At 35.9% G+C, this 23,438-nt stretch carries 21 protein-coding genes, 5 tRNA genes and 1 other RNA gene; 18 read left to right on the top strand and 9 right to left on the bottom strand.

From position 1 onward, the window contains the following. Window positions 1-28: 28 nt before the first annotated feature. Window positions 29-1,477 carry an APC family permease gene (locus J3U57_RS10435; RefSeq protein WP_267334313.1) on the top strand — a complete coding sequence of 483 codons (1,449 nt, stop codon included), beginning with the start codon at window positions 29-31 and terminating at the stop codon, window positions 1,475-1,477. A 125-nt stretch (window positions 1,478-1,602) separates the two neighbouring features. On the opposite strand, the gene rimL is transcribed toward J3U57_RS10435, so the two are convergent. The 4 genes from rimL to J3U57_RS10415 form a co-directional block, all read right to left on the bottom strand. Further along, entirely contained in the window at window positions 1,603-2,154 is a 552-nt protein-coding gene (gene rimL / locus J3U57_RS10430) for a 50S ribosomal protein L7/L12-serine acetyltransferase (RefSeq protein ID WP_267344669.1), read from the bottom strand. 246 nt (window positions 2,155-2,400) lie between these two features. Then, entirely contained in the window at window positions 2,401-3,768 is a 1,368-nt protein-coding gene (locus J3U57_RS10425; RefSeq protein ID WP_267344668.1) for a PTS ascorbate transporter subunit IIC, read from the bottom strand. Window positions 3,769-3,788: 20 nt separating this feature from the next. Next, window positions 3,789-4,061, bottom strand: a complete 273-nt coding sequence (locus J3U57_RS10420) for a PTS sugar transporter subunit IIB (protein ID WP_065634032.1) — start codon at window positions 4,059-4,061, stop codon at window positions 3,789-3,791. A 29-nt stretch (window positions 4,062-4,090) separates the two neighbouring features. Continuing rightward, a complete protein-coding gene (locus J3U57_RS10415) occupies window positions 4,091-4,534 on the bottom strand; it encodes a PTS sugar transporter subunit IIA (protein WP_267344666.1) in 444 nt (147 codons plus the stop codon). A gap of 284 nt (window positions 4,535-4,818) precedes the next feature. On the opposite strand from J3U57_RS10415, the gene J3U57_RS10410 reads away from it, so the two are divergent. Further along, window positions 4,819-5,850, top strand: a complete 1,032-nt coding sequence (locus tag J3U57_RS10410) for a LacI family DNA-binding transcriptional regulator (RefSeq protein ID WP_267344665.1) — start codon at window positions 4,819-4,821, stop codon at window positions 5,848-5,850. 20 nt (window positions 5,851-5,870) lie between these two features. Here the strand turns inward: J3U57_RS10410 and J3U57_RS10405 are convergent. The 3 genes from J3U57_RS10405 to tgt all read right to left on the bottom strand — a co-directional run bounded on the left by J3U57_RS10405 (window position 5,871) and on the right by tgt (window position 7,323). Continuing rightward, a non-coding RNA gene (locus J3U57_RS10405) (RtT sRNA) lies at window positions 5,871-5,995 on the bottom strand. A gap of 41 nt (window positions 5,996-6,036) precedes the next feature. Further along, window positions 6,037-6,113 (bottom strand) — tRNA-Pro (locus tag J3U57_RS10400). Window positions 6,114-6,186: 73 nt separating this feature from the next. Next, entirely contained in the window at window positions 6,187-7,323 is a 1,137-nt protein-coding gene (gene tgt / locus J3U57_RS10395) for a tRNA guanosine(34) transglycosylase Tgt (RefSeq protein WP_267344664.1), read from the bottom strand. 139 nt (window positions 7,324-7,462) lie between these two features. On the opposite strand from tgt, the gene J3U57_RS10390 reads away from it, so the two are divergent. Beyond that, on the top strand, window positions 7,463-8,149 hold the full coding sequence (locus tag J3U57_RS10390) for a M48 family metalloprotease (protein ID WP_267344662.1): 687 nt from the start codon (window positions 7,463-7,465) through the stop codon (window positions 8,147-8,149). 86 nt (window positions 8,150-8,235) lie between these two features. Here J3U57_RS10390 and queA read toward each other — a convergent pair whose 3' ends face one another. Next, entirely contained in the window at window positions 8,236-9,273 is a 1,038-nt protein-coding gene (gene queA / locus J3U57_RS10385) for a tRNA preQ1(34) S-adenosylmethionine ribosyltransferase-isomerase QueA (protein WP_267344661.1), read from the bottom strand. 185 nt (window positions 9,274-9,458) lie between these two features. On the opposite strand from queA, the gene J3U57_RS10380 reads away from it, so the two are divergent. Further along, the gene (locus J3U57_RS10380; RefSeq protein ID WP_267344659.1) at window positions 9,459-10,220 is read left to right on the top strand and encodes a M48 family metallopeptidase; all 762 of its coding nucleotides are present in this window, start codon (window positions 9,459-9,461) and stop codon (window positions 10,218-10,220) included. Window positions 10,221-10,689: 469 nt separating this feature from the next. On the opposite strand, the gene J3U57_RS10375 is transcribed toward J3U57_RS10380, so the two are convergent. Continuing rightward, window positions 10,690-11,904, bottom strand: coding sequence for a pyridoxal phosphate-dependent aminotransferase (locus tag J3U57_RS10375; protein WP_267334322.1), 1,215 nt, complete (start codon window positions 11,902-11,904; stop codon window positions 10,690-10,692). Window positions 11,905-12,049: 145 nt separating this feature from the next. Between J3U57_RS10375 and J3U57_RS10370 the strand changes: the two genes are divergently transcribed. From J3U57_RS10370 to nusG, 14 genes are all read left to right on the top strand, one after another. Further along, complete coding sequence (locus tag J3U57_RS10370; RefSeq protein ID WP_065634040.1) at window positions 12,050-12,319, top strand: ACT domain-containing protein; 270 nt, start codon at window positions 12,050-12,052, stop codon at window positions 12,317-12,319. A gap of 36 nt (window positions 12,320-12,355) precedes the next feature. Beyond that, a complete protein-coding gene (locus tag J3U57_RS10365; RefSeq protein WP_065634041.1) occupies window positions 12,356-13,711 on the top strand; it encodes a PFL family protein in 1,356 nt (451 codons plus the stop codon). Window positions 13,712-13,990: 279 nt separating this feature from the next. Continuing rightward, the gene (locus tag J3U57_RS10360; protein ID WP_267334323.1) at window positions 13,991-14,116 is read left to right on the top strand and encodes a hypothetical protein; all 126 of its coding nucleotides are present in this window, start codon (window positions 13,991-13,993) and stop codon (window positions 14,114-14,116) included. A gap of 583 nt (window positions 14,117-14,699) precedes the next feature. After that, complete coding sequence (locus J3U57_RS10355; RefSeq protein WP_267344657.1) at window positions 14,700-15,110, top strand: hypothetical protein; 411 nt, start codon at window positions 14,700-14,702, stop codon at window positions 15,108-15,110. A gap of 91 nt (window positions 15,111-15,201) precedes the next feature. After that, window positions 15,202-15,777 (top strand): hypothetical protein, encoded by a 576-nt coding sequence (locus J3U57_RS10350; protein WP_267344656.1) that lies wholly within the window; start codon window positions 15,202-15,204, stop codon window positions 15,775-15,777. A 111-nt stretch (window positions 15,778-15,888) separates the two neighbouring features. Next, entirely contained in the window at window positions 15,889-16,692 is an 804-nt protein-coding gene (gene tcdA / locus J3U57_RS10345) for a tRNA cyclic N6-threonylcarbamoyladenosine(37) synthase TcdA (RefSeq protein ID WP_267344655.1), read from the top strand. A gap of 289 nt (window positions 16,693-16,981) precedes the next feature. Continuing rightward, window positions 16,982-19,681: a bifunctional acetaldehyde-CoA/alcohol dehydrogenase gene (adhE, locus tag J3U57_RS10340; protein ID WP_267344653.1), complete on the top strand. Its 2,700-nt coding sequence runs from the start codon at window positions 16,982-16,984 to the stop codon at window positions 19,679-19,681. A 153-nt stretch (window positions 19,682-19,834) separates the two neighbouring features. Beyond that, window positions 19,835-19,910, top strand: a tRNA-Thr gene (locus J3U57_RS10335). Window positions 19,911-19,943: 33 nt separating this feature from the next. Continuing rightward, window positions 19,944-20,028, top strand: a tRNA-Tyr gene (locus tag J3U57_RS10330). Window positions 20,029-20,084: 56 nt separating this feature from the next. Next, window positions 20,085-20,159 (top strand) — tRNA-Gly (locus tag J3U57_RS10325). A 3-nt stretch (window positions 20,160-20,162) separates the two neighbouring features. After that, window positions 20,163-20,238 (top strand) — tRNA-Thr (locus J3U57_RS10320). Window positions 20,239-20,421: 183 nt separating this feature from the next. Beyond that, window positions 20,422-21,606 (top strand): elongation factor Tu, encoded by a 1,185-nt coding sequence (tuf, locus tag J3U57_RS10315; RefSeq protein WP_267334586.1) that lies wholly within the window; start codon window positions 20,422-20,424, stop codon window positions 21,604-21,606. A 135-nt stretch (window positions 21,607-21,741) separates the two neighbouring features. Beyond that, a complete protein-coding gene (gene secE, locus J3U57_RS10310; RefSeq protein ID WP_065633262.1) occupies window positions 21,742-22,143 on the top strand; it encodes a preprotein translocase subunit SecE in 402 nt (133 codons plus the stop codon). Window position 22,144: 1 nt separating this feature from the next. Beyond that, the gene (nusG, locus tag J3U57_RS10305; RefSeq protein WP_065633261.1) at window positions 22,145-22,690 is read left to right on the top strand and encodes a transcription termination/antitermination protein NusG; all 546 of its coding nucleotides are present in this window, start codon (window positions 22,145-22,147) and stop codon (window positions 22,688-22,690) included. The last annotated feature ends 748 nt before the right edge of the window (window positions 22,691-23,438 follow it).

Raw genomic sequence — 23,438 nt, 5'->3', positions numbered from 1 at the left:
ATGTATTTTTATATTCAAGGGAACAGTTATGTCAGAACATAATCTAGAAAGTAAATTAAGAAAAGATCTTGGTTTAGTTTCTGCATTGTCGTTAGTTGTAGGAATGGTATTAGGGGCGGGCGCTTTTATGAAACCACCAGCCGTATTAGCCGTAGCTGGTGATTATAATTATGCGCTGCTAGCTTGGATAATTGGTGGTATTTTTTCTATTTGTGGGGGATTAACGCTGTGTGAATTGGGGGTTATGTTTCCAAAAACAGGTGGCATGCTCGTTTATTTAGAAAAAATCTATGGCCCTAAAATTGCTCATCTTTATGGCTGGATGATAACTGTGTTATTTGCGCCTTCTTTAGTTGGTGCGTTAGTTGGTTATTTTAGTTCAGTTTTTTGTTTGTTATTTAATATAGATGATAGTTATCGTATGGCGGTGAGCGCTGGCGTATTAGGCTTTATTGCATTTATTAATGCAATTGGTGTTAAACAGGCTGGGTATTTACAAACGCTAGCTACAGTTTGTAAATTAATCCCAATATTACTCTTAGCTGTATTTGGATTATGGAAGGGCAATGGTCAAGTTGCCTTATTTGGGGCTAGTGGACAGGGTATTGAAACTTTTGCACCTTTCGCTGTAGCGATTTTGGCGACCTTGTTTGCTTATGATGGATGGGCACAAGTTGCTTCGGTTGCTGGTGAAATTCATAATCCGGCAAAAGTTTTACCTAAAGCAATTATTTTAGGCATCATATTTTTAGTTATTGTTTATGCTTGTATAAATATAGCACTGTTTAAAATTTTTCCAGTTCAAGAAATGGTCACCCTTGGCCATGATGCTTCGGCTGTTGCCTCACAACGAATGTTTGGTCATTTAGGTGGGAATTTAGTGGCAGTAGGCATAATGGTATCAATTTTGGGTGGGATTAATGGGTATATTATGACATTATCTCGTACTATTTTTAGTATGGCTGAACGAGGTACGATTATTGGCGCTCGTTATCTTAGTACACTTGATGAAGCGAGTCGTTCACCAGTTAATGCGATCTCGGTATTAGTGGTGTTTGCCTTTTTATATTCAATCTTGCTTGATGCAGATCGCCTATCCGAGATATCCATGTTTTCAATATGGGTTTTTTATTTGCTGACGTTTATTGGCGTTATTATAGCGCGAAAAAAATATGCAGATATACCGCGTTCTTATAAAGTGATTGCTTATCCGATAGTTCCGATTATGGCGATCATTGGTGCAATTTATGTTATTTATGGCATGTTGGTTTATCAAACGTTTAATGGCATAGCATCAATAGTACTTACTCTACTTGGGTTGCCATTATACTATTATTATCATAGCAAGAATAAAAATAGAGAGCTCTCTCTTGGCGAGATGAAAAAATATCGAACAAAAACACAATACCTCATCGCTATAGCAACTGTATTTGTGGTACTGCTGTTAGCAATTTGTGGTTATATCATCAATAAATAATTATTGCATGAGTGCATATTGAACGAACAGGCTATTACTTGATCAACACCGGCAATTGCCGGTTATTTTATTAAAAATGACAATCGTTGAGTTTTCAGTTTTACTGACAGATGTTCATTGTTGTTTTACATATAAGTTGAAATCAGTCCATAAATATTTTGGTCATGATAAATCCCATTTAAGTATTCGGCTTGTTTTAATCTTCCTTCATAACTAAAACCACAACGCTTTGCTACAGCGTTGCTTTTTATATTACTAACAGCACATTTAATAACAAACCGTTTAATAATTTTTTGTGATGCATAGTAGTTGGTAAGCGCTTGGACTGCTTGAGTCATAACACCTTTTCCTTCAGCTCGACTATCAAGCCAATATCCAATATAAGCTGTTTTATTGTTAGCATCGATTTGATTGAAAGACAATATACCGACAGCCCTATCATTTTGTATAATGACATAGGTTTTACTCTGATTTTGTTGATGTTTTAACTCGCACTCTTGTAAAAATTGAGCTGTATCTAACTCGTTTATCACAAATTTAGGCCATGCCATAAATTGGCTAAAATAGTTTCGATTGAAATCAATGACATTATATAGATCTTTAGCATAACTGTTATTAGCAGTTTTTAGTAATATATTGGGATTGACTAGAATACTCTCAGCTTGGCTAGTAGTCATTATTTGTTCCTTATTTCTTATAAATATATTGTCCGTGTCATTATTCTAACCGTCAAACACTCAAGGCAAATATAGCTTATCGATAGTAAAAAAAGCTTATCATGGTGCTTTGTGCATAGCCGAATGTAAGGTAATAATGATTAACTATAAGCGATAAATTATTAGTAAGTCTATAATGCACCCATAAAAAAATACCAGACTATGGTTTAGTCTGGTATAGCTTTTGAATAAAATAAAGCATATTGGTTATGCTTTATCGTTTTTGCTGTTTTTAGGTTTTATCGTATAGTTAAAAATAACGAGTAAAGCGAAGATAGCTACAATAATTGCCATTATCACATCTTTATTAAACCATTTTGCCATATTACCGAGGATGATACCGACACCACAAAAATCAACATCAGAAAACGTAGTATTTGAAAAACCAAGTGAACCTAAAACTGGTAATAACATCACAGGTAAGAATGTTACCAATAATCCATTGGCAAATGCACCAAGCATGGCACCACGACGGCCGCCCATTGCATTACCAAATACTCCAGCGGTTGCCCCACAGAAGAAATGCGGTACAACGCCCGGTAAAATTAATACTAAGTTTAATTGTCCAAGTACAAATAGTCCGACTAATCCACCTAAAAAACTACATAGAAAGCCAATTAATACTGCATTTGGTGCATAAGGAAATACGACAGGGCAGTCTAAAGCGGGTTTAGCATTCGGCACTAATTTTTCAGAAAAACCAGTAAATGCAGGGACAATCTCAGCTAGAATTAAGCGTACACCTTGTAGGATGATAAATACACCTGCGGCAAAAGTAATGGCTTCTATAATGGCATAAACGAGATAGTTATCACCTTTACTTAAAGTCGTTTCGACGTAGTTAGAACCAGCAAAGATAGCAAGAATTAAATAGATAATCATCATGGTTAATGAGATTGAAATCGAACTGTCACGTAAAAAACTTAGATTTTTAGGTAGATTCATCTCTTCGGTTGAACGAGATCCTTTACCAACTGCCATTCCAAGCCAACCCGCTAAAACGTAACCTAATGTACCAAAGTGACCAAAAGCGACATCATCATTACCGGTTATTTTACGCATTTGCGGTTGTGCGAGTGCAGGGAAAAAGGCCATAATTAAGCCAAGTACTAATGATCCGGTGAAGACTAATTGCCATCCCTCAAACCCCGCTACCGTTAATATAATACTTATCATGCAAGCCATATAAAAAGTATGGTGACCGGTCAAGAAGATGAATTTTAAACGAGTAAAACGCGCAACGATAATATTGGCAACCATACCAAAGGCCATAATTAACGCTGTTGCTGCACCATACTCGTTAAGTGCCATTGAAACAATAGCTTCATTATTTGGAATAATACCCTGTAATTTAAACGCTTGTTCAAACATCATGCCTAATGGGGTAATAGCACTAATGAGTACGGTTGCCCCACCACTTAATACTAAAAAACCTAAAATGGTCTTAATGGTACCTTTGACGGTGTCAGCAAAGGATTTGCGCTGAGCAATAAGCCCAACCATGGCAATAAGTCCAACTAATATTGAAGGTACTTTTAAAATATCAACAATAAACTTTACTATTTCTTGTATCATAGCAAGTCCTCATAATATCATTAATGTTTAGCGAAATGTTCAACGAGTTTTGCTTCTAAATCGTTGATATCGATAATATTATTTAAAATAACTAATTTGTCCGCTGGAATGCCAGAGCTTGCCGCTAAATCCTTGGTCATGACAAATAAATCCGCTTGATCTGGGGTTGCTGAAGCAAGATCCGCATGGGTAACTTCAGCATCAACATTTAATTTTTTCAGAACTTTTTTGATATTCATTTCAACCATAAAACTACTACCAAGACCTGAACCGCAAACTGCCATAATTTTCATTTTGTTTATCCTTTTATTTTTTATTAAAGTTAATAGTGTTTAACTACAGCCAAAATTTCATCGCGTTGTTGTGCTTGAAAAATTCTCTGCATATCTTTTGATTCGCCAAATAGCGCGGCTAATTGGGTTAACATTTCAATATGACTGGTACTATCACTCGCGGCTAATAAAGTAATTAAATAGACGGGATCATTTTCTTGCGAATTAAAATCAACGCCTTGTTTAACTAATAGCATAGATAGACCTAATTGATTCACCCCTTGCTCTGGTCTAGCATGTGGCATGGCAATACCTGGTGCTAAAACATAGTAAGGTCCAATGGATTGGTGTAGTTGAAAAATAGCTTGGATATAACTAGGTGAAATGGCATTACTTTCTAATAATGGCTTAGCACAAAGTTGTATTGCTTCTTTCCAATCATCAACGGAATCGACAATATTAACTGTCTGGTTAGTTAACCATTTATCTAACATTTTTCCTCCATTAAAATCGATACCTTAAGTATTTTTTATAAACTAACATATTGGGAAATAATAAAAATTAAAAAATAATAGAAATGTGATAGCGCTATCAAAGTTAATTAAAATTTTATTGATTTTGTGATGTAGATAACATTTTCAACTAAACACTCATAAAATTATCATTCAGACAGATTACTATGTATAGTATTGGGGCTTATGTCCTCTTTTTTGTTAACAAGTATGTTATGAGTCGTGTGTTAAATAACAGCTTTGATAATATTCAATTGGGATAAGAAATGCAGGATATAAAAAAACGTAGGAGTACAGGACAAATAACCTTATTTGATGTAGCTAAACATGCAGGTGTTGGCGCTATGACTGTATCGCGAGCGCTGCGAACACCTGAAAGGGTGTCTGATAAGCTACGCCAAAAAATTCAATTATCTGTTCAGACGCTTGGTTATAAACCCAATGTGGCAGCTAGCTTGCTAGCATCAGCGTCCGATAATCAAGTCATTGCAGTTGTTACTGACCAAATCTATGATAACTCTACACACATTTTACTTAATACCTTACAAATTCAATTAGCCAAACAGGGTTATACCACATTAATCATTGAAGCTTGCCATTACTACCATCGTGAATCACAATTATTAGAAACCTTATATAATCAAAATCTTAAAGCGATTGTACTATTTTATATCAACAATGATGCGTTAATTAATCAAGTGATTGATAATAAAGCCGTACCAATTGTTAACATAGGACAACAAATTGATGAATTAGACAATGCCCATATTGGCCTAGATGATAGCCTTGCGATGTATGTATTGACCGAGCACGTTATAAAAAAAGGTTATCGCCATATTGGTTTACTTTGTGCGAATCAACAGTATCAACTATTTCAACAACGTTTACATGGTTGGCATAAAGCCATGCTAGCTTATCATTTACCCACTCATCGCATCATCAATGCGGCTAAACCGGCTAACTTTACTACTGGTAGTGAATTATTACCCGATATGCTACTTAATTGGCCAGAACTTGATGCACTAATTTGTACAACCGATGAATTAGCTTGTGGCGTATTGTATGAGTGCCAACGTCGACACATTCGCGTGCCTTATCAATTAGCAGTAAGTGGATTTGGTAATAATGAATTTAGTCAAGTCAGCTTTCCAACTTTAACAACAGTGGCTTTACCATCAAAGCAAATTGGTCAATACACCGCTGCTATATTGTTAAATCGATTAAATAAACAGCTAGAGTATGCAAAACCTGATTTATCAACATTAGTACCGGTGATTCAATCAAGAGCAAGTTTATAAAGTGAAGATCATAAAAAAATTGATCAGTGAGAGAGGATGACTCGCATTTTATGCTCGCCCGTTGGGCCGTTGCTAAAGCAACGTTGTCTCGCTGCGCTCGGCTCGAACCTCCGTCGGTTCTTATCCTTTAAGCTGAAGCGAATAATAAAAAAGCCCACTCAATGAGCAGGCTTTTTTATTTAAAATTGGTCGGCGAGAGAGGATTCGAACCTCCGACCCACTGGTCCCAAACCAGTTGCGCTACCAAGCTGCGCTACTCGCCGTTAGGATGCGCATAATACTTTGCTAACCATAAACTGTCAATAGTTACATTAAAAAATTATGCGCTTTGCTTAATTATATAGAGAAAGGTGCTGGTGTTTTGCCAATACGTTGATAAAATTCGGTAACAAATTCTTCATAACGTTTGTTAGCAACTGCTTCTTGAATCTCTGCCATTAAGCGTTGATAATAGCGTAAATTGTGAATAGTATTTAAACGAGCGCCTAAAATCTCACCACATTTATCTAAATGATGAAGATAAGATTTGGTGTAATTTTTACAGGTGTAACAATCACAATGTGGATCAAGTGGTGTTGTGTCATCTTTATATTTAGCATTACGGATTTTTATCACACCATCAGTCACAAATAGATGACCATTACGGGCATTACGTGTTGGCATGACGCAATCGAACATATCAATACCACGGCGGACGCCTTCAACTAAATCTTCTGGTTTACCCACACCCATTAAATAGCGAGGTTTATCAGCAGGTAATTGTGGACAAGTCCCTTCTAAAATTCGATGCATGTCGGCTTTTGGCTCGCCAACAGCTAATCCGCCAACAGCATACCCATCAAAACCAATTTCGGTTAATCCTTTAATTGAAATGTCTCGTAATTCTTGATGGATGCCACCTTGGACAATACCAAACAAGGCATTTTTATTACCGAGTTCATCAAAGCGTTGACGACTCCGTTTTGCCCAGCGTAAAGACATTTCCATCGATTTTTTGACATAGTCCCACTCTGCTGGAAAAGGGGCACATTCATCAAAGATCATGACAATATCTGAACCAAGATCATATTGGATTTCCATCGAAATTTCTGGCGAAAGAAAAATAGAATCGCCATTAATTGGATTGCGAAAATAGACACCTTCTTCTTTAATTTTACGGATATCACCAAGGCTAAATACTTGAAATCCGCCTGAGTCGGTTAGAATCGGACCTGGCCACTGCATAAAATCATGTAAATCACCATGTTTACGCATAATTGCTTGTCCCGGTCTTAACCATAAATGGAAAGTATTTCCCAATAGGATTTGTGCGCCGGTTGCAGCGACTTCTTCGGGAGTCATACCTTTGACGGTACCATAAGTACCCACCGGCATAAATGCTGGTGTTTCAACTGTATATTCAACGCCACGGCGATCGAACTTCATTCGTCCACGGCGCGCTAAGCCGTCGGTATTATCTAATTCAAATTTCATTTTTTTGTTAACCTCTTGCGACCAAATAAACAGTTTGGCACGAATTATTGATATAATACGTCATTGTATTATGATTTTTCGGCGCCTAGTTTAGCGTGGCTGACCGTATTAGACAATATTTAGAAGGTTTTTGACGTTTGTGAAAAGTTTTTTGTCGTTATTTTGGCTCGTTTATGTATTGCTATTTTGTTTGGTAGGTTGTCAAAGTCACAATAAAAGTACCTTAAAATTAATTTCTGCTGATGTAGCGAGTCGGTTATCGCCTTCTGATATTATGGCAATGAGCCAGCTTGCTTGTATGGAAATGGATGAAAAAGCAGTAATTCCTGCTAGTTATCATAAAATGAGCCAACGATTAAATAGAGTCGCCTTAACATTACCACAAACGATTAATCATATTAAATTAAATTATAAAGTCTATCTTGATACTGAGCCAAATGCATGGTCCACAGCCAATGGTTGTATTCGCATAAATAGTGGTTTAATAAAACTATTAAATGATGCTGAATTACAAGCAGTTATTGCTCATGAACAGGCTCATATTGCTTTACAACATTTTGTTAGTTCGTTTCAACAAGCTTCTTACATCGAACTTGCTGACAAAGTGAATGAAATTGTTATCTTCCAAAAAGAAGCTGTTGCTCAGCAACATGAAATAGAGGCAGATAATTATGCTTTTGACTTATTAGTTAACCAAAACATTGATCCTATTGGTTTAGTTGGTATGTTATCTAAAATGCCTATTCATGCTGTAAAAGATCCAGCTTCACATCCTTCAACTTTAAAGCGTATCAATAATATTTTAGATAAGATGAGTGGCAAGTAACTTTGACAACTTGTTTAGTTAAAAAAGACCTGCCTAATTTTGATATTCAATCGGCAATAGGTAAAAGATTGAAATAATTCTAACTGTTATTGTTGATTTTGTTTAGTAATGAACATAGCATCGCCATAACTAAAAAAACGATATTGTTGTTTGACAGCTTCTTGATAAGCATTCATTGTATTTTGATAACCAGCAAACGCAGAAACCAGCATAATTAATGTTGATTCAGGTAAGTGAAAATTAGTAATTAAGCTATCGATAACATTAAAGTGATAACCAGGATAGATAAATATTTGAGTGTCATTAAAAAATGGTGCAATTTTACCGGTTTTTTGTGCCGCGCTTTCCAGTGCTCTAACCGAGGTTGTTCCAACTGCTATGACTTTATTGCCTCTTGCTTTGCATGCTAAAACAGCGTCAACTACTGATTGTGGGACTTGTGCATACTCAGCGTGCATCACATGTGATTCTATATTTTCTACTCTGACGGGTTGGAATGTGCCGGCACCAACATGTAAGGTTACAAAAGCCATCTCAATACCTTTTTGTTTTAATTTTTCTAATAAAGGTTGATCAAAATGCAATCCGGCAGTCGGGGCGGCAACCGCTCCCGGTATTTTACTGTAAACGGTTTGATAAACTTCACGATCATGGCTGTCATCGGGCCTATCTATATAAGGCGGTAATGGGATATGGCCAATTTTATTTAAGATTGTCAGCACATCATCAGGAAATTGTAGTTCAAATAAACTATCGTGCCGAGCGAGCATAATTACATTAACCGATGCATCTTCGCCTAATATTAATTCAGCGCCTTCTTTAGGTGATTTTGATGCTTTTATGTGGGCTAGCGCGCGATGATTATCTAACAATCGTTCAATTAAGATCTCAATTTTACCACCAGAGGCTTTTTTACCATAAACCCGAGCAGGAATTACTCGAGTATTATTAAAAACCAGTAAATCGCCAGGATTGATTTTATCGATAATATCGGAAAAGACGCCATGTTCTATCTGACCTGTTGCACCATCAAGTGATAACAGACGGCATGCACTTCTTGTTTCTGACGGGTGCTTGGCTATAAGTTCTTTGGGAAGAGTGAAGTCAAAATCAGATAATTGCATAATTATATACCTCAAAAAAATGACCCAATAGTCTAAGCTTCCTGATATAGGTAAGCAAGTAATTCTTTTTTCTAGTATAAAACAAGCAATTATTTATTGATTATTACGCAAGTTAGTTTAAAATTTTTCGAAACTCACTAAAAATTAGATAAAAGTTGATATATTTATAATATAAGGAAAATGATATGAAAAAACATCAAAAAACATTATTAGTTACGCTACCTTTGGTTGCAGTAATGTCTCTAGTTGGTTGTAATATCAACCCAAATGATGCAGTTAATTTGGGGATGAAAGGTCTTAAAGCGGTAACTTTAAGTGATAATGATGTTAAGCAATTAAGTCAAGAAGCTTGTGCTCAAATGGATGCTCAATCAAAAATTGCACCGGCTAATAGTACTTATACTAAACGACTCAATAAAATTGCTAAAGCGCTTGGTAATAATGTTGAGGGTACACCAGTTAATTATAAAGTTTATTTAACTAAAGATGTTAATGCGTGGGCAATGGCAAATGGTTGTGTGCGTGTATATAGCGGTCTGATGGACTTGATGAACGATAATGAAGTTGAAGGTGTACTCGGTCATGAATTAGGTCACGTTGCTTTAGGTCATAGCAAAAAAGCAATGCAAGTGGCTTATACTACTGAAATTGCTCGTGATGCTGCTGCGGCATCAGGAAACAGTGTAGTTTCATCAATTTCTCAATCACAATTAGGTGATTTAGCTGCAAAAGTTATCAATTCACAATTTTCACAAAAACAAGAAACCGCTGCAGATGACTACTCGTTCGATTTCTTAGTGAAAAGAAAGATTAATCCAGCAGGACTTGCTACTGCATTTGATAAATTAGCAGCTCAAGGTGATAGTTCTTCAATTTTAAGTACACACCCATCGTCAAAAGATCGTGCAGAAAATATTCGTGCAAAACTTGCTGGAATCAAAAAATAAATTTGATTCATTTTTCGATTAAAGCGCTTTTGATAGCGCTTTTTTTATAATACATTGAGTTAAAAACTCAACTTTAGCGTCTTTTTTAACAAAATCTGCTGATAGTGATTACCCTATATCATCATGCTATTTTAGATGTTCTTTTAGCAACTAATTCAAACAATTAGAATGTTAGTCTTCGCGGCAAGCTGATTTATTGGCGTTAGCATAAATTGGCAGTGAATATTGGCATCATTTCTTAAATAATCTTGTTGAGCAAGTATCAGTACAGCTGGTGTAACGAGATTTGAGACAATAAGTTTAAACCGTAATATATAAATTTAGTTAGTGATAATTTGTGTCGATTAAAATTTATTAATAAACGATTTTAAGTTAATTAAATATGATTGTAGTGTTTTTGTTTAACCCCTCTAATTCTCAAGCAGCAAAAAGAGGGGGGGGGAGAATCATAAAGTAGATAATTTTTTGTTTATTGTTTATAACTAGATAAGAATTTAGCAAATCGTCCAATAGCATCTTCAAGCTGACCAGTATGAGGTAAAGCCACAATTCTAACATGATCGGGTTTATGCCAGTTAAATCCAGTTCCTTGTACTAACAATACTTTTTCTTGCAATAAAAAGTCTAACACTAATTTTTGATCATTATGGATATTGAATTTTTGTTGATCAAGTTTTGGAAATAAGTATAAAGCGCCTTGTGGTTTAGTACACGAAACACCGGGTATATCATTAAGTAAACGCCATGCCAACATGCACTGGTCATAAAGTCGACCACCCGGAACAATAAATTCATTAATACTTTGGTAGCCGCCAAGCGCACCTTGAATAGCGTGTTGTAATGGTACATTAGCACATAGTCGCATTGAAGCGAGCATATTTAAGCCTTCAATATAGCCTTTTACATGTTGTTTAGGGCCACAAAGTGCCATCCAACCTTGTCTAAAGCCTGCAACACGGTAAGTTTTTGATAAGCCGCTCATGGTGACAACAAATAAATCAGGGGCTAATGCAGCAATAGAATAATGGACTGCATCATCATATAAAATTTTGTCATAAATTTCGTCAGCAAAAATAATCAAATTATTTTGACGGGCAATTTCGGCAATTTCTAGTAATACTTCTTTGCTATAAACCGCACCTGTTGGATTATTTGGATTGATGATAACAATCCCTTTTGTTTTTGGCGTGATTTTTCGTTTGATATCTTCTAAATCGGGTGACCAATTGGCCTCTTCATCGCATAAATAGTGAATGGCATTTCCGCCAGATAGACTAATTGCAGCTGTCCATAATGGGTAATCTGGCATAGGTACTAGCACTTCATCGCCACTATTTAGTAAGGCTTGCATTGATTGTACGATTAATTCTGATACACCATTACCAATATAGATATCCTCAACATCAATATTTGAAACCCCTCTTGCTTGATAATGTTGCATAACTGCTTTACGGGCTGAGTAAAGACCTTTGGAATCACAATATCCTTGCGAAGTTGGTAGATTACGAATTACATCAACAAGGAGTTCATCAGGCGCATTAAAACCAAATGGGGCGGGATTTCCAATATTGAGTTTAAGAATCGTTTGTCCTTCTTCTTCTAGACGTTTGGCATGATCGAGAATAGGTCCTCTAATATCATAACAAACATGATCCAATTTATTTGATTTTTGAAAATTTACCATAATGCAGCCCTTTCAATTTGTTGTAATCGTCTTTATTATTTCTAAAAAAAACAATCTACTCCTATTTCGATAATTTTTGAAGATGTTATTATAATCAACGCTATAAATATTTTTTAACTGTGTAAAAATTGTGCTGGAGAGTGTTATGAAAACCATTTTAACGGTTATAGGTAAAGATCAAACAGGGATTATTGCAGGTATTAGTCAAAAGCTTTATGAATTGGATATTAATATTTTAGATGTAAGCCAAACTATTATGGATGAATACTTTACCATGATTATGTTGTTAGATTTATCTAAAATCAAAGTGAGCTTTGATGAGGTAAAAACGGCATTAATTCAATCGGGTGAAAAACTGAAAGTTAAAGTCAATATTCAACGTGAAGAAATCTTTGATGCTATGCATCGCCTATAATCTAAATTTGATACTCATTACTGAAGGATAATACTAATGGAAACAAAACAGATCCTCGAAACCATTAAAATGATAGAGGAAGAGAAGCTTGACATCCGCACAATAACCATGGGTATTTCCCTACTAGATTGCATTGATAGTGATGGTGAAAAAGCGCGTCAAAAGATCTTTGAAAAAATTACTCGTCTTGCCAAAAATTTAGTTAAAGTTGGCGATGAGATCACTTCAGAATTTGGTATTCCTATTATCAATAAACGCATCTCTGTTACACCTATATCGTTAATTGCAGGTGCAAGTGACGATAAAGATTATGTTGAGTTTGCAAAAACGCTTGATGCGGCAGCTAAAGCTGTTGGGGTTAACTTTATTGGTGGATTTTCGGCTTTAGTGCAAAAAGGTTACCATAAAGGCGATGAAATTTTAATTAACTCCATTCCGCAAGCATTAGCTCAAACAGAACGTGTATGTTCATCGGTTAATGTGGGCTCAACTCAAACTGGTATCAATATGGATGCAGTTAAGCAGATGGGGCAAATTATCAAACAAGCAGCTAGTTTAACTGCAAATAATAGCAGTATGGCTTGTGCAAAATTAGTGGTTTTTGCTAATGCGGTTGAAGATAACCCATTTATGGCTGGGGCTTTTCATGGCGTTGGTGAGGCTGACTGTGTTATTAATGTTGGTGTCAGTGGCCCAGGTGTGGTTAAACGCGCACTGGAAAAAGTAAAAGGCCAATCTTTTGATGTCGTTGCCGAAACGATTAAAAAAACCGCTTTTAAAATTACCCGCATGGGGCAACTTGTTGGTAAAGAAGCTTCTGAGCGTTTAGGCGTAAAATTTGGGATTGTTGATTTATCATTAGCACCAACACCGGCTATTGGTGATTCTGTTGCTCATATCTTAGAAGAAATGGGACTGGAAGTTGTTGGTACACATGGCACTACAGCAGCACTCGCTATGCTTAATGATGCTGTTAAAAAAGGCGGTGTTATGGCTTGTGGTCATGTGGGTGGTTTAAGTGGTGCATTTATTCCGGTTTCTGAAGATGCAGGTATGATAGATGCAGTTAATAATGGCGCACTGAATTTAGAAAAACTCGAGGCAATGACGTGTGTTTGTTCGGTAGGACTTGATATGATTGCGATTCCAGGCGACACGCCTGCCGAAACTATTTCGGCAATCATTGCTGATGAGGCTGCAATTGGTGTTATCAACCATAAAACGACTGCTGTCAGAATTATTCCGGCTGTTGGGTTAAAGGTTGGCGATAATATCGAATTTGGTGGTTTACTTGGTCATGCTCCCGTTATGCCGGTTAATAAATATAGTTCATGCGATTTTATTAATCGTGGCGGCCGTATTCCTGCGCCAATTCACTCCTTCAAAAACTAAGCGATTATTTTGTGATGCCTTGTATATCGAAAAAGACAAGGTATCACATAACTTTCTGTCTATTATTTCCATCTGATAATCTAAAACGCGATTTTCTTGTTCTTTTTTTTATGGTTATCCCTATGACGAGCAATCACATGGATACTATTTGGTAACAAATCAATTAGCCTTATTTTTTCTTCTCTAAAATTAACTATATAAAAAATAAGTTGATTTAATTTAGGTGGTAACCAGTAAAGCCTGCGTTTGGCAATTTGCTTTCACAATATGGAGGATAAGATGGCAGATAAATCTAACTACCAACTATTTTTTGAAAATTTCATTGTGTTAGATGAACGCGTCGACAATGCCGATCAATTTTTTGATTTTACGTTTCCTATTTTAAAACTAGAAAGCTATGGGTAAGACTCCTTTTTACTCGCTATTAAGCATCGAGAATCGTTATATTCAACCGTACTACTGACTGAACCTTATGTTGTGGCTATGTCACATACCGATATCGAATATGTGATTAAACCTTTTATTTTTTAGCCGGGTTAAAGCGCCGATTGAATGGTGTAAAATGGCAAATAATATCCGTTCAATTGCTCATCATAGGGAGAAAGATTTCTATTTTCAAATTGGTAAAAACAATGATGGCACTCTTGTAGAGAAGTTTTAGGAAATATATGCATTTAAGTATAAAAATAAAAATAAAGTTAACTAATAAAACGGCTAATTTTACGTTAAATGCTTTCGTTTAGTGATAATGAATAATCAATTGTTTACAGACTCAAAAAGTTTATAATCAGCATAAAGGTATGGTTGTTAAACAAACAAATAGGATGGTGTATATGAAAAGATTTTTAATTATTATTACAGCATGTTTTGTATTAAACATATCATTTAATCAAGTATTAAGTGCACCTCAATCAGATAAAACTTTTATTCTTCGCTCCGATAAAGCATTGCCATCCATTCAAGTATCTGAGCAAAAAAATTTTTCAATGTGAATTTTAATAAAGTAAAAACAGATAAAACAGAAAAAACACAGCAATCCAATGAAAGACAGATCGTGCTTTATAGTAATGATGTAGATAATGCTCGGATTTTTATTATGTATGAAGTTGTCAATAATGAACAAGATGCGATGACAGTTTTTTTAACGCAATTAAAACTACGAGATAATGAAAATCCGGAAATTAAATCTTACAAAAATGTGAAATATGTTGAAGGTATTGATTCCAAAGTAAATGGGCGCTATATCTATACTCAACAATTTGACCAAGCAAAAGGCTTTGTTGTAATAAAGGCTTTAATGTATCACATTGATGCAAAAAATAGTGATTTTTACCAAACAATAAATCCAATTCAAACCACCAAGCTAATAGATGAATTAATCAAATTTTCTAAACCATAACAAAAAAGGATAGCAAATCAGCAAGTAAGTAAAGTCGTAGTAAAATTTTATTATTTTATTGTGTTTTTACTTAGCTCATGAAGGAAACAAAATGAAAAAAGTTATAATCAGTTTTATATCAATATTATTGTTTGGTTGTGGGACCTTAGAAAGTAATTATCAACCTAGCAATTATGGTCCGATGTTAACGGTAATTAATCAAAAATTACCAACTTATGATTTACCCAAAAAATTAGATTTCCACAATAAAACCTATTATATATATAATCAAAGTCGTGATAGTGGTTCAGGTAATCCTAATGATAAGCGTGCAATTATGTACATGCAAGATCCTAAATCAGCAACCTATTATGAAGATTATTTCATCATTATGGATGATATCGTTGCCAATGCTCAAGATGCTCAAAAACTCTTTAAATTGCAAATCGCAATACGTTCATCTGATCCGAAAGTCACTCAAGAAGGTAACGTTTATTATGCCGTAGGAACTGATGAAAAAAATGGTATAGGTTATTTAATTGTCAGTACTTATGATGAATCAACCCATCTGGCTCGTAATCGTTTTTATCTCATTCTACTTAATGAAAAAAATGACCATTTAGTAAAATATATGCAAACCCATACTAAACAAATGGTAGAAGAGATATTGAAATTAGGACGTAAATAGTTAATTTACCAGTCTAATACTGATAACATCAATGACAAGAATAGCAGCGTTAGTTGCGTTAATCGTTATGCACTGCTAGTATTGCAAAATTTCGATATAACAATGGTGATTATGCGTAACACATTTTCTGAAAGTTACTTTCAACGTTTTAGCGGAATTGCGCGGTTATATGGTGAATCTGCATTGGCTTCTTTTGCTCGTGCCCATATCTGCGTGATAGGCATAGGTGGGGTAGGTTCTTGGGTAGCTGAATCACTAGCGCGTAGTGGTGTGGGTCAAATTACATTGATTGATATGGATGATGTTTGTGTCACCAATACCAATCGTCAAATTCATGCCTTAACAACAACTATCGGCAAAGCCAAAACAGCGGTTATGGCTGATAGAATTTTGCAGATCAATCCTGAATGCATTGTTAATGAGATCGATGATTTTATTAATGTTGATAATGTTAGCGACTATTTAGGCAGCAAACAGTTACCACGTTATGATTATATCATTGATGCAATTGATAGTGTCCGTGATAAAGCTGCGGTATTGGCATATTGTAAACGCCAGAAGTTAAAGGTGATAACGATTGGTGGGGCTGGCGGTCAAAAAGATCCTACCCAAATTAGGATCGTTGATTTAGCCAAAACGATTCAAGATCCATTAGCGGCTAAGTTACGCGAACGCTTAAAAAACGATTATAAACTCAATAAAGACAGTAAAGGTAAATATTCAATTCCTTGCGTTTTCTCAACCGAACAACTCACTTATCCAGCTAAAAATGGTCAAATTTGCTTTACCAAAAGTGATGCCGACGGCGCGAAAAAAATGGATTGTGCATCGGGTTTTGGGGCAATTACAACCGTTACAGCAACCTTTGGTTTTGTTGCAGTTAGTTATGTGTTAAATAAATTGTCTAAAATATAACGATACACCCCTCTATATTATTAATATTAAACATTAATTGTTAACTCATGACCATTTTTGTCTAAAAATGGTTTTTTATCAAAAAAATAACCGATATTTGTTGTTATTTATTCTGTTAATCACTTTCATTTTGTCTGCTATATTTATTTTTTGTGCAATATTATTGTATAAAGTAAAAAACTGATTTAGGATAACGACAATTTCGTTTAGTTGTTATGCTGAAGCATTTAAAATTCAAGGAAGAAGCCAAACGATCCAGATTTATTTTTTTAATTTCAAGGAGAAATCTATGGCAGTAACCAACATGAATGAGTTAAATGAGTTAATGGCCCGTGTTAAAAAAGCACAGGAAACTTATTCAACTTATACTCAAGAGCAAGTCGACAAAATCTTCGTCGCAGCCGCGACAGCAGCTGCAGCAGCTAGAATCCCACTAGCCCAACAAGCTGTAGAAGAATCAGGCATGGGAATAGTAGAAGATAAAGTCATTAAAAATTTATTTGCTGCTGAGTACATTCTAAATAAATACCGACATGATAAAACATGTGGTGTTGTTGCAGAAAATGAACCATACGGAACAATAACCTTAGCTGAACCTTTAGGTATTATTTGTGGTATCGTTCCAACAACCAACCCTACTTCTACCGCAATTTTCAAATCTTTAATCAGCTTAAAAACTCGTAACGCCATTGTTTTTTCTCCACATCCTAGAGCTAAAAAATCAACTATTGAAGCTGCTCGAATCGTCTTAAATGCTGCAATTAAAGCTGGTGCACCGAAAGATATTATTGGCTGGATTGATGAACCTTCTATTGAATTATCGAATGCATTAATGCATCACGATGATGTTGCTGCTATTTTGGCAACCGGTGGTCCAGGTATGGTTAAAGCGGCTTACAGCTCAGGTAAACCAGCACTAGGTGTTGGGGCAGGTAATACGCCAGTTATTATTGATGAAACGGCTGATTTAAAACGTGCTGTTGCCTCTGTACTTATGTCTAAAACGTTTGATAACGGCATGATCTGTGCATCTGAACAAGCGATTGTTGTTGTTGATTCTGTGTACGATGAAGTTAAACGTTTATTAACACAATATGGTGCATATGTTTTAAATGCTAAAGAAACTAAAGCCGTTCAAGGCATTATTTTAAATGATAAGGGTGCTTTAAATGCTAACATTGTTGGTCAACCAGCAACCAAGATTGCTGAAATGGCTGGCTTTAAAGCCCCGGCAGGTGCAAAAGTCCTTGTCGGTGAAGTGACTAAAGTTGATTTGTCAGAACCTTTTGCGCATGAAAAACTTTCACCAACATTGGCTATGTTCAAAGCAAAAGATTTTAATGAAGCTGTCGAAAAAGCCGAAAAATTAGTTGAAATGGGTGGTATGGGTCATACCTCTGTTCTTTATACTGATCAAGATAGTAATCGTGAGCGAATTGCTTATTTTGGCAGCAAAATGAAAACGTGTCGTATCTTAATTAACCAACCAGCTGCACATGGTGGTATTGGTGATTTATATAACTTTGATTTAGCGCCATCTTTAACATTGGGTTGTGGTTCTTGGGGTGGTAACTCGGTATCTGAAAATGTTGGACCGAAACACTTACTTAACAAGAAAACCATCGCTAAGAGAGCAGAAAATATGTTATGGCATAAATTACCAAGTTCTATCTATTTTAAACGTGGCTCACTACCTGTTGCTTTAAATGAAATAATTGAGCAAGGAGCAAAACGCGTCTTTTTAGTTACTGATAAATTTTTATTTAATAACGGTTATTCAAAACAAATTACTGATCAATTAGAAGCACAAGGCGTAATTTGCGAAACCTTCTTTGATGTTGAAGCTGATCCAACCTTAAGTATTGTTCGTAAAGGAACACAATCAATGACAGACTTCCAACCCGATACTGTTATTGCTTTGGGTGGTGGTTCGCCAATGGATGCGGCTAAAATCATGTGGGTACTTTATGAACACCCAGAAACAAAATTTGATGAATTAGCGCTGCGTTTTATGGATATTCGTAAACGTACTTGTCACTTCCCTAACATGGGTAAAAAAGCTAAATTAATTTGTGTAGCAACTACATCGGGTACCGGTTCTGAAGTAACACCATTTGCCGTGGTAACAGATGATGCAACTGGTCAAAAATATCCATTAGCCGATTATGCCATTACGCCTAACATGGCAATTGTTGATGCTAATTTAGTAATGAATATGCCAAAATCACTTTGTGCTGCGGGTGGTTATGATGCAGTAACTCATGCTTTAGAAGCTTATGTGTCTATCATGGCGAGTGAGTTTTCTGATGGTCAAGCATTACAAGCATTAAGTTTGTTAAAAACTTATTTACCTGCAAGTTATAAAGATGGTGCGAAAAACCCTGTTGCGCGTGAAAAAGTGCATAGTGCGGCAACATTAGCGGGTGTCGCTTTTGCTCAAGCATTTTTAGGTGTTTGTCACTCAATGGCGCATAAAATTGGCGCTGCTTTCCATATTCCTCATGGTTTTGCTAATGCAATGCTTATTAGTAATGTAGTGCGATTTAATGCAACCGATAAACCAACTAAACAAGGTACGTTTAGCCAATACGGTTATCCTAAAGCGGTAAGTCGTTATGCAGAAATTGCCGACCATTTAGGATTAACATCCGCAAGTGATAAAGATGAGAAGAAAGTTGAAAAACTGATCGCTTGGCTAGATCAACTTAGAATAGAGCTTGATATACCGTTTTCTATTAAAGAATTTGGTGTAGATGAAAAAGCATTTTTAGCGCAAGTTGATCAACTTGCTGTGGATGCCTTTGATGACCAATGTACTGGAGCAAATCCACGTTATCCTTTAATTGCTGAATTAAAACAAATTCTACTTGATACTTATTATGGACGTCCATATCAAGATAAAGGTGACATCAGCGAGGATGTTGCAATGCATACTGCCGCTAAAGGTGTAGTAGTTGAATCAAAGAAAAAAGTCGCTAAGAAGAAATAATTTAAAATATTATTTTTGATTAAATAAAAACCTGAAATAGCTTAAATTTCAGGTTTTTTTTATGTTTTTGATTTTTTTTTAAGCAAACAAAATAAAATTTGATTTTTTTGCTTGCAAGCTTAAATGTTCTAGTCCATAATGCGCAGCACTTAGGCCGGCTTAGCTCAGTAGGTAGAGCAACTGACTTGTAATCAGTAGGTCGCCAGTTCGATTCCGGCAGCCGGCACCATTTTCCTAAGTAAACAAAATTATAAAGATTCGGGGTGGGGTTCCCGAGCGGCCAAAGGGAGCAGACTGTAAATCTGCCGTGTCACACTTCGAAGGTTCGAATCCTTCCCCCACCACCACATATCTAATATTAGCAATAGCTAATTGAAGCATTTAGGTAGCCGAGTTTGAACATGCGGGCATCGTATAATGGCTATTACCTCAGCCTTCCAAGCTGATGATGCGGGTTCGATTCCCGCTGCCCGCTCCAATTGCTGATATAGCTCAGTTGGTAGAGCGCACCCTTGGTAAGGGTGAGGTCGGCAGTTCAAATCTGCCTATCAGCACCATTCTTGTTAATCTCCTAAACTTCTAAAAATATCGAATTTGACTGCTTTAAAGCTTGTCACTCGATGGCTTTATCTGTTATCATTCAGAGCTAATTTTAAGTTAGTATTATATTGATATTAAATATGATACTTGGTTAATGTGGTGATTCACCACCGATTTGTATTACATTTGAGGGACGATAAATGTCTAAAGAAAAATTTGAACGTACAAAACCCCACGTTAACGTTGGTACAATCGGCCACGTTGACCATGGTAAAACAACTTTAACTGCTGCAATTACGTCTGTACTTGCTAAAAAATACGGCGGTCAAGCTCGTGCATTCGATCAAATCGATAACGCACCAGAAGAAAAAGCACGTGGTATTACCATCAATACTTCACACGTTGAATACGATACACCAACTCGTCACTACGCACACGTAGACTGTCCGGGCCATGCTGACTATGTTAAAAACATGATCACTGGTGCGGCACAAATGGACGGCGCTATCCTAGTAGTAGCAGCAACTGATGGTCCTATGCCACAAACTCGTGAGCACATTCTATTAGGACGTCAAGTAGGTGTTCCTTACATCATCGTATTCTTAAACAAATGTGATATGGTTGATGATGAAGAATTATTAGAATTAGTTGAAATGGAAGTACGTGAACTTCTATCTCAATACGATTTCCCAGGTGATGACACACCAGTTATTCGTGGTTCAGCGTTAAAAGCGTTAGAAGGCGATGCAGCATGGGAAGACAAAATTGTTGAATTAGCTGAAGCGTTAGACAGCTACATTCCAGAGCCAGAGCGTGATATCGACAAACCATTCCTATTACCAATTGAAGACGTATTCTCAATTTCAGGACGTGGTACAGTAGTAACAGGTCGTGTAGAGCGCGGTGTAATCAAAGTAGGTGAAGAAGTTGAAATCGTTGGTATCAAACCGACTACAAAAACAACTTGTACTGGTGTTGAAATGTTCCGTAAATTACTTGACGAAGGTCGAGCAGGTGAAAACGTAGGTGTATTACTACGTGGTACTAAACGTGAAGAAATCGAACGTGGTCAAGTATTAGCTAAACCAGGTTCAATCACACCACATACAGACTTTGAATCAGAAGTTTATATTTTAAGTAAAGAAGAAGGCGGACGTCATACTCCATTCTTCAAAGGTTACCGTCCACAGTTCTACTTCCGTACAACTGACGTAACAGGTACTATCGAGTTACCAGAAGGTGTAGAAATGGTAATGCCAGGCGATAATATCAAAATGACAGTATCATTAATTCACCCAATTGCGATGGCAGAAGGTTTACGTTTTGCGATTCGTGAAGGTGGTCGTACTGTTGGTGCGGGTGTTGTTGCTAAAGTTATTAAATAATTTTATACACTAGCGACAATAAGAAGGGTGTCGTTTGATACCCTTTCTTATCTAGTCTGTTTAGCAAAATGTTTTTCTTTAAAGAGCATTTTGGAAAATAGATATTATTATAAATAACATAATCATAGGTTTTATATGCTAGTAAGTAACGAGAGTCAAGATACAAACACGAATCTAGACAAATTCAAATGGGGTTTAGTTCTAGTACTGATTGCGTTTATTGTCTGGGGGAATTTCTATTTTGCTGGACCTAATGATATATATCAACCAAATACTATCGTGCGAATTATTGCGGTTGTTGTAATTTCGTTGTTAACTTTATTTATTGCCTTTACAACAAATAAAGGTAAGGCATTTTATGTGTTTTTACAAGAATCTAGAAAAGAGCTAAGAAAGGTAGTTTGGCCAACACGTAAAGAGACCGTACAAACAACTTTACTCATTGCTGCAATTACTGTGATTGTCGGCTTAGCACTTTGGGGAATGGATTCTTTATTCCGTTCAATAGTCTTTTATTTAACATCAATAGGACGTTAATATGAGCGAAGCACAACAAAAACGTTGGTATGTCATTCAAGCTTACTCAGGTTATGAAGCGCGTGTTGCACAATCATTACGTGAATATATCAAATTACATAATATGGAAGACGCATTTGGCGAAGTATTAGTTCCTACAGAAGAAGTCGTTGAGATGAAAAGTGGTCAACGCCGTAAAAGTGAACGTAAATTCTTCCCAGGTTACGTACTAGTTGAAATGATAATGAACGATGCGACTTGGCATTTGGTCAAAAGTGTACCAAGAACAATGGGCTTTATTGGTGGTACATCGGATAGACCAGCACCGATCAGTCAACGTGAAGTTGATGCAATTATGAACCGCTTACAACAAGTCGGTGACAAACCTCGTCCTAAAACGTTGTTTGAACCGGGTGAGCTTGTGCGTGTTAATGAAGGACCATTTGCTGACTTTAATGGTGTGGTTGAAGAAGTTGATTACGAAAAAAGTCGCCTAAAAGTTTCAGTTTCTATTTTTGGTCGTTCAACACCTGTTGAGCTTGATTTTAGCCAAGTAGAAAAAAGCTAATTTATTTGAATATTTTTAATTCAATGACAACAAAAATCACAGAAATTATTCTGTGATTTTTTTTTATGCAAAAAATCTGCCTTAAAAATAACAATTACTATTTTTTATTCGCTATTTAAATGTAATGACGTAGATAGCCTTGTTTGGATCCACGTCAACGTTTTATCCTTTCGATAAAATGATAGGATAAACATAAAGGTGAATTTGTTCATCACCGACAGACATGATTTGTATTGCGTTTTAGTTTTTTGTCTATTTTTACTTCATTAGTATATTTCTACTAGCTACTCTTCTCATTAAGTATCTTCGCTTAAAAATATTTTTATAGCTCATAATGGTGTAATTAACTTTATGTTTTAAATCAAATCTTTCATTTTGATGCTATTTATACATTATTTTGTATGGTATTGACTGTAACCATCTTATGGTTTGTTATCCTCGTATAGGCTATGCAATAATATTTTTTGGTTTGAAATGATGATGATGCATAAGTTTGCTGGCCTTAAAAGTATGGAAGGTGATTGCTTTGTCATTAAAACAATAATAACAATTACCATAGTAGTATGTGCCGTATACCCAACTTCGGCTATATTTTGACGATGTTCATGGACAGAAAAATTTATACCGTTTCAATTTATTAATATTTTATCAACGATCTATTTATTCGAGTTATTTTTAACGCAATTTTATTAGGTATTGCTGTTGGAGTTAATGCGGCATTTGGGGGTAATTTGTGCACCGCATAGTG

It is taken from the genome of Gilliamella sp. B3464 (genome assembly GCF_026536145.1).
Classification (GTDB): domain Bacteria; phylum Pseudomonadota; class Gammaproteobacteria; order Enterobacterales; family Orbaceae; genus Gilliamella.
This window is presented reverse-complemented; position numbering and strand designations above follow the sequence as displayed.

Coding starts and splice junctions, on each gene's coding strand:
- J3U57_RS10410 (WP_267344665.1), top strand. CDS start 4,819: ATGCAGGATATAAAAAAACGTAGGAGTACAGGACAAATAACCTTATTT.
- nusG (WP_065633261.1), top strand. CDS start 22,145: ATGAGCGAAGCACAACAAAAACGTTGGTATGTCATTCAAGCTTACTCA.
- J3U57_RS10365 (WP_065634041.1), top strand. CDS start 12,356: ATGGAAACAAAACAGATCCTCGAAACCATTAAAATGATAGAGGAAGAG.
- J3U57_RS10425 (WP_267344668.1), bottom strand. CDS start 3,768: ATGATACAAGAAATAGTAAAGTTTATTGTTGATATTTTAAAAGTACCT.
- J3U57_RS10360 (WP_267334323.1), top strand. CDS start 13,991: ATGGCAGATAAATCTAACTACCAACTATTTTTTGAAAATTTCATTGTG.
- tgt (WP_267344664.1), bottom strand. CDS start 7,323: ATGAAATTTGAATTAGATAATACCGACGGCTTAGCGCGCCGTGGACGA.
- queA (WP_267344661.1), bottom strand. CDS start 9,273: ATGCAATTATCTGATTTTGACTTCACTCTTCCCAAAGAACTTATAGCC.
- J3U57_RS10420 (WP_065634032.1), bottom strand. CDS start 4,061: ATGAAAATTATGGCAGTTTGCGGTTCAGGTCTTGGTAGTAGTTTTATG.
- J3U57_RS10375 (WP_267334322.1), bottom strand. CDS start 11,904: ATGGTAAATTTTCAAAAATCAAATAAATTGGATCATGTTTGTTATGAT.
- rimL (WP_267344669.1), bottom strand. CDS start 2,154: ATGACTACTAGCCAAGCTGAGAGTATTCTAGTCAATCCCAATATATTA.
- tcdA (WP_267344655.1), top strand. CDS start 15,889: ATGCGTAACACATTTTCTGAAAGTTACTTTCAACGTTTTAGCGGAATT.
- J3U57_RS10380 (WP_267344659.1), top strand. CDS start 9,459: ATGAAAAAACATCAAAAAACATTATTAGTTACGCTACCTTTGGTTGCA.
- tuf (WP_267334586.1), top strand. CDS start 20,422: ATGTCTAAAGAAAAATTTGAACGTACAAAACCCCACGTTAACGTTGGT.
- secE (WP_065633262.1), top strand. CDS start 21,742: ATGCTAGTAAGTAACGAGAGTCAAGATACAAACACGAATCTAGACAAA.
- adhE (WP_267344653.1), top strand. CDS start 16,982: ATGGCAGTAACCAACATGAATGAGTTAAATGAGTTAATGGCCCGTGTT.
- J3U57_RS10415 (WP_267344666.1), bottom strand. CDS start 4,534: ATGTTAGATAAATGGTTAACTAACCAGACAGTTAATATTGTCGATTCC.
- J3U57_RS10435 (WP_267334313.1), top strand. CDS start 29: ATGTCAGAACATAATCTAGAAAGTAAATTAAGAAAAGATCTTGGTTTA.
- J3U57_RS10350 (WP_267344656.1), top strand. CDS start 15,202: ATGAAAAAAGTTATAATCAGTTTTATATCAATATTATTGTTTGGTTGT.
- J3U57_RS10370 (WP_065634040.1), top strand. CDS start 12,050: ATGAAAACCATTTTAACGGTTATAGGTAAAGATCAAACAGGGATTATT.